Here is an 8,753-nt window from a genome sequence, read left to right as displayed (position 1 = left end):
TACATCTCATGTTAATGTTATAATCACTATATCACAATAATATTATTAAACGAATTTAAATACATCTCTTATGTTAGTATTAGTTAAAGGTATATTCACAATATAGTAGTTAATTATGAATTATTCAAGCTTCAAATAATTCATAATTAACAAAAAATATATTCATCTACTATTTTAATTTTTTATTACTTTGAATTTTTATTTTTTCAATCTCAATTTTAAAATCTTCTTGACTAGTTTTTTCTTTAATGTTTTTATTATTTTTCATTCCATATCCTCCTTATATTTTCATTTAATAAAATTTCATCGTTAAATAAATTTATGTGGTATAGTAATAATTATTAACTCATTCATACTTTTTTATTCTATAGTTTCTTGTTGTTTATAAAAAAATAGGGGCCTTATCAGATTAGAGTTTTTCAAACTCAATCTGATAAGGCCTTTTTAATTTTCAAGGATTTTATTCATTAAGTTTTATGTATTTAATTCTAAATAATTTATTTTTGAGTATAACAAATATAGGGTAAGCTAATATTATCCGTATTTTAACTGTTTTTCTTTAATTACGAAGCTTGCTAGCTCACCGTTGCGCCCTTGAAGGGGTTTATTGATTAATATTATGCTCAAAAAGGAGAATTCAAATTAATGAATTCTCCTTTTTTCCGGCTAGTATCAAATTTATTTTGATACAGTCCCTAATAATGAGATTTTATTTTACTTTTCTTTATAAAATATTATCTACTCATTTTCATATAAAATAGCACATTACTTAAAATACAGACTTCAAAATTACATTAATAATACAATATATCCTCTAGTAAAAATTCCTCTTACCCTTTAGTAACTTTAACTTCTTTACCTTTAAATACAATTGCTAATTTTATTATGTTTGTTATTCCTTTTTCTAAAAGTTCAGTTTCATATTTCTTTTCTTCAATTTGAGTTAAAGCTATATTAGTGGCCTCATCTATTGTAGCATTTGAAAACTCACTTACTTTCTTAAACTCTATTATAACTCCCAGTTTTGAAATATTTTTGGGGATTATCATTACATCATATCTTCCATATCCACTTTCTTTATTTGACTTCACTTCATATTCATCACTTATAGATATGAGCATACCAAGTACAAACGCATGATATACTTTTTCAGGCTCTTTACCAGATACATCAAAATAACTTATATTATTTACAACAAATTCACTAAATACCTCATTAAAAATTTCTACATCACCAGATATTAGTGAATTTATCATAGCTATATATTTTTCATTGGTCATTGATTCCTTAAACCACTTTTTAATTAAATTTTCATAAAACACATGAACTTCTTCATTTGGGATCTTAAGTTCACAATACACTCTACCCCTTTTTACTTCCGTTTTTACTGATTTCAGATATCCACTTAAGGTTAAAAAACTCCATAAATTTTCATTTGATTCCTCAACTTCACTCATTATTATATTATCATCAATAATTTTGTTTATAGAATTTCCTCTTATTAACTCTTCTAATTCAACTTTTATGTCACTATTTCCCTTAAGTAATAATCTCTTTATCAAATCATTACTGCTACTATTAATCCAGTAAGGTCTAAATCCCTCTCCACAATTTTTTATATAATTTAAAACAGACCAAGGATTATAAATAGTTTCTCCACCAAATTTATATCCATTGTACCATATTTTCACATTTTCTTTATCATAACTTAAATTATAATAGTTTATTAGCTCTTCTACTTCATATTCTGTAAATCCAAATTTATCTTTAAAATTACATCCCAAAATTGTATCTACTTCTAAATTGTTTAAACCGGAAAAAACACTTTCTTTAGCTATTCTAAGAATTCCGGTAACTAGCGCTTTTTCTAAATATACATTGTCTTTAAGTGCACATGTAAGCATTATTCTCATAAAAGATATCATTTTTTCATAATAACCTTTTAAATATCCTTCTTGGATCGGCACATCATATTCATCTATAAATAACATAACTCTATTATCATAATGCTTATGCATACATTTCATCAAAAAATTAACTCCATCACAAGTATCTGTAAATGAAGCACTTTTACTCAATATATCATAATATTTTTTCTTATCTAACTCGCTTAATTTATCACTTTCTAAAAGATACTCATGATTTTCAAATAAATTAGCCAATAATAACTTAATTCCTTCTTCAAATTTATCATAACTATCATATTGTTGATTTTTAAATGTAAGAAAAATCGTAGGATATTGTCCTTGTAACTTCATTATATTATCTTCATTTTCTATTTTTAACCCTTTAAATAAAGTTTTAGTTTTGTTCTTAGTTTTTATATCAAAAAAGTATTTAAGCATACTTAAATTTAGAGTTTTACCAAATCTTCTAGGTCTAGGTGTTAATATTACTTTAGATCCATTTTGCATAAATTCTTTTATAAGTAAGCTCTTATCTACAAAGTAATTATCATTTTCTATTAATTCTTTAAAATCTGATAATCCTACACTTATGTTTTTTTTCAATGTATGCACCTTCCTTCTTTTATTATTTTCTATTTAAATGCCATCATCTCAAAGTTAATCAATTATATATATTTGTTTAACTTTTCTTCTGTTATCATTTAAATACATCCCATGTTAAAGTTAATCATTGAAAATAAGCTATTATTGAAATTTAAAAAATCTTCTAATACAGTAATAGTAACACATTACAAAAATTTTACCAAGTGATTTGAAAATGTTAGCTACATCATTTATCATCTTATAAATTTCTTCAATTTGATTATTCTTTTGTGTATTTTATTTCCTGTTAATATTTAATTATAAAAGAATAAGAGCCTACATTACATAGACTCTTATTCATATCTTATATTAACTTTTAAGCTCTATTTTAAATATGTGTTGATATATGCAATATGTAAAGTGACATTGTAATTAGAGTATACTCATTTTAGCATTCCTAAGTTCAATTGCTCAGTTCACTTTACTTATGTATACATGAACACTTTGCTAAGATAGATCTTATTTTAAAAATACACTAATCTTAGAATATACTTACGTAAATTAAAGCTCCTGCTATTGCTCCTAATATTGGTGCTACTACTGGTATCCATGCATAGCCCCAATCTGAAGTACCTTTATTTGGTACTGGCAATAAAAAGTGAACAAGTCTTGGTGCTAAATCTCTAGCTGGGTTTATAGCATATCCTGTTGGACCACCTAAACATAATCCCATTGCTAATATTATTACACCTATAGCTACTGGCTGAGTTCCACTTACAAATGGTTGAGCTGTTGCTCCCATTATTGCAAAAACTAATATAAATGTTCCTACAAACTCAGTTATAAAGTTAAATACAGGTTTTCTTATTTCTGGAGCTGTACAAAATACTCCTAATTTTGTAGCTTGATCTTCAGTTGCTTCAAAATGATTATAGTAAGAAACAAGAACTAAAGCTGCTCCTATAAATGCTCCTATAAGTTGTGCCAATATATACATAGGAACATCAGCCCATGCAAATTTTCCAACAGTAGCTAATGCTATTGTAACTGCAGGGTTAAAATGTGCTCCACTAATATTTCCAAACATATATACTGGAATTGCAACAGCTACAGCCCATCCGCTTGATATAACCATCCATCCTGAATTTTGACCCTTTGTTTTCTTAAGTATTACGTTAGCTACAACAGCATCTCCTAATAATACTAATATTAAAGTTCCAAACATTTCTGCAAAAAATGTTGCCATGTTCATTATATTAGTCCTCCTAAAATCTTATGTTTTTCTATTAATTTATCTTATGAATTTATATAATTTCATTTAAAGAACCCCTTTAAAAGTAAAGGGGTTCTCATAATAGTTATGTATTATCTACTTTTTAATTATCTTAAAATGCAGCTTTAAATATTGCAACTATATCTTTTTCGTTTCCTTTTCTTGGGTTACTGAATGCATTACCATCTTTTAATGCCATTTCAGCCATGTATTCGAAATCTTCTTCTTTTATTCCCATTTCTTTTAAGCTTGTAGGAATTCCGATATCAGTTGAAAGTCTGAACATAGCATCTATAGCTTTTTCTGCTGCTTCCATAACTGATAATCCTTGTATGTTTTCTCCCATGAATTCTGCTATATCAGCAAATTTTTGTGGGTTTGAGATTAAGTTGTATTTTTCAACATGTGGAAGAAGCATAGCATTAGCTACTCCATGTGGCATGTCGTATAATCCACCTAGTTGGTGAGCCATAGCATGAACATATCCTAAGTTAGCATTGTTGAATGCCATACCAGCTAATAATGAACCGTATGCCATGTTTTCTCTTGCTACTAAGTTTTCACCTAAAGCAACTGCTTGTCTTAAGTTGTTTGATATTAATTTTATTGCTTGTATAGCAGCAGCATCAGTTACAGGGTTTGCATCTTTTGATACATAAGCTTCGATAGCATGAGTTAATGCATCCATTCCTGTAGCAGCTGTTAAACCTGCAGGTTTTTTAACCATTAATTCTGGATCGTTGAATGAAGCTAATGGTAAGTTTCTCCAGCTAACTATAACATATTTAACTTTAGTTTTAGTGTTAGTTATAACACAGTGTCTTGTAACTTCACTTGCTGTTCCAGCTGTAGTGTTAACTGCAACTATTGGTGGAAGAGCTTTAGTTAAAGTTTCTATTCCAGCATATTCATAAAGATCTCCTTCATGAGTAGCAACTATACCAATACCTTTACCACAGTCATGAGCACTTCCGCCTCCAACTGTAACTATCATATCACATTTTTCTTCTTGGAATATTTTTAATCCATCAGCAACATTAGTATCTTTTGGATTTGGTTCAACTGCATCATAATATGCAACTTCTATTCCAGCTTCTTGTAATGATTTAACAGTTAATTCTACTGCTCCACCTTCCATGCTTCTTAAAAATTTATCTGTTACTATTAGAGCTTTTTTTCCGCCTAATATTTGACATCTTTCTCCTACTAATTTTACACATCCAGCTCCCATAAAGTTAACACTTGGTACTAAATAATCGTACATTCTCATTGTAAATTCCTCCTATTAGTTAATCATATATTTAATCTTTTATATATTAATTTAAAATATATTTGCATTGTTAATACTATAGATATTTTTACTTGTTAAAAGCATCTACTGCAGCTTGAGCTATAGCCATATCTTCTTCTACAGTTCCACCACTTACTCCAACAGCTCCTACAACTTGACCATCAACTATTATTGGTAGTCCACCGCCAAATGGAACTATTCTGCAATTGTTTGTAAGTTGAAGTCCATAAAGACTTTGTCCTGGTTGTACACATTCAGCTATTCCATGGCTTCCTTGCTTTAAACATGCTGCTGTATAAGCTTTGTTTATTGCTATGTCAATGCTTGTTATGAAAGCATCTTCCATTCTGTGCATTAACATTAAGTTTGCTCCAGCATCTACTGCTGCAAAAATTACTGGTACATTCATGCTAGCTGCTTTTTCTTCTGCTGCTTTAGCCATTTCTTTTACTATTTCTAAGCTTAATTGTTTTATTTCATTTAACTTTTTCATAAATTAATCCCCCTAAACTATTTTTCTTCATTATATCTAGCAAATGCATATAAAACGTCTGATAGTCTATTTATATACATTTTAACTGGCTCATTAACATGTTCCTCTTTACTAAGTGTAGCAATTATTCTTTCTGCTCTTCTAGTTACAGTTCTTGCTACATGTAAAGCTGCTGATATTTTATTTTTTCCTGGAGTTACAAATCCATTAAAAGGTCCTGCAAGCTCCATATATTTATCTATTAGAACTTCTAGTTTTTCTATATCTTCATCTGTTATTACTTCTTTTAAATATGTTAATCCCTTTTCATCACTAGCAAGTTCTGCACCTAATACAAATAATTTCTTTTGTATTTCTTGGAGTGCATTTTTTTCTTCTTTATCTTCACTCTCAGCATAAGCTAAGCCAATGAATGAAATAACTTCATCAACAGTTCCATATGCTTCAACTCTTAAACTATCTTTATCTACTCTACTGCCACCATATAAAGCGGTAGTTCCTTTATCACCTGTTTTAGTATAAATTTTCATAATACAACTACTCCTTATACTCTACTTAAAAGCAATTCCCTTAACTAATCTTCCTGCATTAGCTCCTAAAGCTCTTAAAACTTTATCACCATCATCTAGACTAACAGTAAACAACGGTTCATATTTTTTAAGTTTATTTAAAGTTAATGTTACTTTTCCACTTTTATCGATACCTATACCTACTGCTAATTTTGAATCTTGTGAAGCTATATGACTAAGCTCTTCTGAACTTAAGGAATCTTCTTTACTTGATACCTTACAAGGTATTCCTTCTTCTTCTAATCCCCATAAAATTTCATTGAATATAGTTAAGTCTTCTAATGTTGAACAATGATAAAGACATATGGTTGGCATGTCATATTTAAAATGTCTCATCATCATTACTTAATTTCTCCATTTCCATTAAAAGCTAATACAAGTCCTGTAGCTACAGCATTTCTTGGACCTTCTGTTCCTCTGATATTTCCTCTTCCAGCTACTACTCCATATTGTGATAAAGCATTAGTTACTACTTGAGGAACTTCGAAATCTAATGAAGATCCACCTACTAATACAACAAATTCAATGTCTCTTATATTTCCTGTAGGTGATACTATTTTTAATGCTCTTAAGCAGTTAGTTACAAACACCTTTTCTTTAGCACATTTTCTTATGTTCCTAATTTTTTCTAAAGAATTTTGTCCATCTATTGGCACAAGCATTCCATCTTTTAAGATTACAACCTTAGCAAAAACTTCTGGTTCTAATGGCTTTTCGAAAAACTCTACTGTTCCATCTTCATGTCTTATATGGAATAAGCTTTCTACCTTTGCCAATGGATGTTTTTTAATATCTTCAGCTAAATTGAAATCTTCTAATCCAAGTTCTGACTTTATAAGCATAGTTACCATGTTACCTGCTCCAGCTAAATGAATTGAACAAATTTCACCTTGCTTATTTATTATTGATGCATCAGTAGATCCTGCTCCCATATCTAAGATTGCAAGTGGTGTACTACTCCCTGGAGTTGTTAATGCTCCTCTTATAGCCATATCAGCTTCTACTCCTCCAACTTCAACAGGAACATTTAATTGTCCTTGTAATTTATCTGCAATCATCTGCATTTGAAGTTTATCAGCTTTAACCATAGCAGCTATTCCTACTGCATTTTCCATTGAGAATTCTGCGGCAAGACCACCTTTTACCATTTGAGGTATAAAAGTATCAACTGCTAATAAGTCTTGAATTGTGATATCTGATATTTTTTGCTTTGTAAGATTTGCCATTACTTGTCTTACTCTTTCTAACATTCCACCAGCATTTGTACCAGCTTCGCCTTTAACATCTTGAATTGGAACACATAAGTTAACTGCATCCATTATTTTTTCTGCACCATGCTCTACATCTACAACTTCTTTTCTTTTTAATCCATTTATATGAATTTTACCTGCAGGTATACTTTTTTCTTGAACATCACCCTTAGGTGTTTTTATTACTACTGCAGATCTATTTCCTATTAAAGCTCTAGATATTGGTACTATCATTTTTGTTTCTTCTGATGTTAAATTAAATACTGTAGCAATACCGTATGGATTAGATAAAGTTTCAACAACATCACCTTGTGCAGCAACCTCTACTGCGGCTTTCATTCCTACTGGAACTTTTTCTAAAAACATTACTTCATCTACAATAGGTATTTTCTTTTCTAATCTATTATTAATTAGAACTCCATCATCTCTTTGAACTATTGCTGATGTTATGTTTATACCTCTTTGAGTTGCAGCATTAATTCTAGCTGCAGCCTCTAAGAAGTTAACTCTACTTAAAATTAACGGAATAAATTGATTTTCTTCAATCTTATCTATTTCTAAGTTGTCTAAGTCTTCAATATATATAGTTTTTCCTATTCCAGTACCTACACCACCTGGAGTAGATGGATTATGTCCAATCATTGTAGATTCCGTTATTATAGTTTCAGTAATAGTTTCCATAGCAACATCACCTATAACAGGGGCTGCTTCATTGATTCTAACCAAGTTCAAATCTTCAAGTTCTAAATTTACTTTTTTTAAAGCTCCTTTTAAAGAGGAAAATACTCCATCTATGTTTTCTTCAGTGCCTTTTATTCCTGTTGTTGGAACTATGCCACTTGAAAGAAACTCTACGTTTCCATTTTCAACCTTTGATAACGCTACTTCCGTTGTAGCATTACCAATGTCTACACCTGCAATTATTTTCATTAAATTTCCTCCTTAATTCAAAGCCAATTATTCTTGTCTTAACTTTTGTCTTGCCTCATAAACTTCAATAGCTTCTCTTACGAAATCAGCATTAACTTTTGCTCCATAAACTGTTTCAAGTTCTTCAGCTATTGCAAAAAGTTCTTCTTTTGTTGAACGATTTGGTCTTAATGCATTATATATTTCAAGAATTCTATCATCTGGAACTTTTATAAGTTCTGCTGCTCTTCTAAAGTTTCTAGCTATAGCATCTCTCTTCATACCTTCAGCAATTTGAGCTTGCATTTCTAAAGTTTCTGGTGATATTCTAACGTCTTCTGCTTTAATATCTCCTTTTAATACGTTCTCTAGAGTTATATCTTGTAGATTTTTTCCTGTTGGTGTCTTTATGCTTTCAGGTCTTTTTGTAGCCAAAGGATAATCTTGTGGATTCATTTTTCTTTGTTCCATAAAAGTTA

General features: G+C 29.8%; 8 protein-coding genes. All 8 read right to left on the bottom strand.

Annotated features, from left to right (window positions below):
• Nucleotides 1-830: 830 nt before the first annotated feature.
• Nucleotides 831-2,510: an AAA family ATPase gene (locus NG904_RS13410; protein ID WP_252227125.1), complete on the bottom strand. Its 1,680-nt coding sequence runs from the start codon at nucleotides 2,508-2,510 to the stop codon at nucleotides 831-833.
• 520 nt (nucleotides 2,511-3,030) lie between these two features.
• On the bottom strand, nucleotides 3,031-3,741 hold the full coding sequence (locus NG904_RS13405; protein ID WP_252231992.1) for an MIP/aquaporin family protein: 711 nt from the start codon (nucleotides 3,739-3,741) through the stop codon (nucleotides 3,031-3,033).
• A gap of 133 nt (nucleotides 3,742-3,874) precedes the next feature.
• Complete coding sequence (locus NG904_RS13400; RefSeq protein WP_252212198.1) at nucleotides 3,875-5,032, bottom strand: iron-containing alcohol dehydrogenase; 1,158 nt, start codon at nucleotides 5,030-5,032, stop codon at nucleotides 3,875-3,877.
• 88 nt (nucleotides 5,033-5,120) lie between these two features.
• A complete protein-coding gene (locus tag NG904_RS13395; RefSeq protein ID WP_252212197.1) occupies nucleotides 5,121-5,546 on the bottom strand; it encodes a GlcG/HbpS family heme-binding protein in 426 nt (141 codons plus the stop codon).
• A 17-nt stretch (nucleotides 5,547-5,563) separates the two neighbouring features.
• Nucleotides 5,564-6,076, bottom strand: a complete 513-nt coding sequence (locus NG904_RS13390) for a cob(I)yrinic acid a,c-diamide adenosyltransferase (protein WP_252212196.1) — start codon at nucleotides 6,074-6,076, stop codon at nucleotides 5,564-5,566.
• A 21-nt stretch (nucleotides 6,077-6,097) separates the two neighbouring features.
• Entirely contained in the window at nucleotides 6,098-6,457 is a 360-nt protein-coding gene (locus NG904_RS13385; RefSeq protein ID WP_252212195.1) for a glycerol dehydratase reactivase beta/small subunit family protein, read from the bottom strand.
• Nucleotides 6,457-8,295: a diol dehydratase reactivase subunit alpha gene (locus NG904_RS13380; protein WP_252231990.1), complete on the bottom strand. Its 1,839-nt coding sequence runs from the start codon at nucleotides 8,293-8,295 to the stop codon at nucleotides 6,457-6,459. Before NG904_RS13380 ends, NG904_RS13385 begins: the two co-directional genes overlap by 1 nt.
• A gap of 27 nt (nucleotides 8,296-8,322) precedes the next feature.
• Entirely contained in the window at nucleotides 8,323-8,745 is a 423-nt protein-coding gene (locus tag NG904_RS13375) for a diol dehydratase small subunit (RefSeq protein ID WP_252212193.1), read from the bottom strand.
• Nucleotides 8,746-8,753: the final 8 nt, after the last annotated feature.

The sequence above is a fragment of the Clostridium sp. ZBS15 genome (assembly GCF_023845705.1).
In the GTDB taxonomy this organism is placed as follows: Bacteria; Bacillota; Clostridia; order Clostridiales; family Clostridiaceae; genus Clostridium; species Clostridium aquiflavi.
Note: the sequence above shows the minus strand (reverse complement) of the source record. Positions and strands in the feature narration are given on the sequence as shown.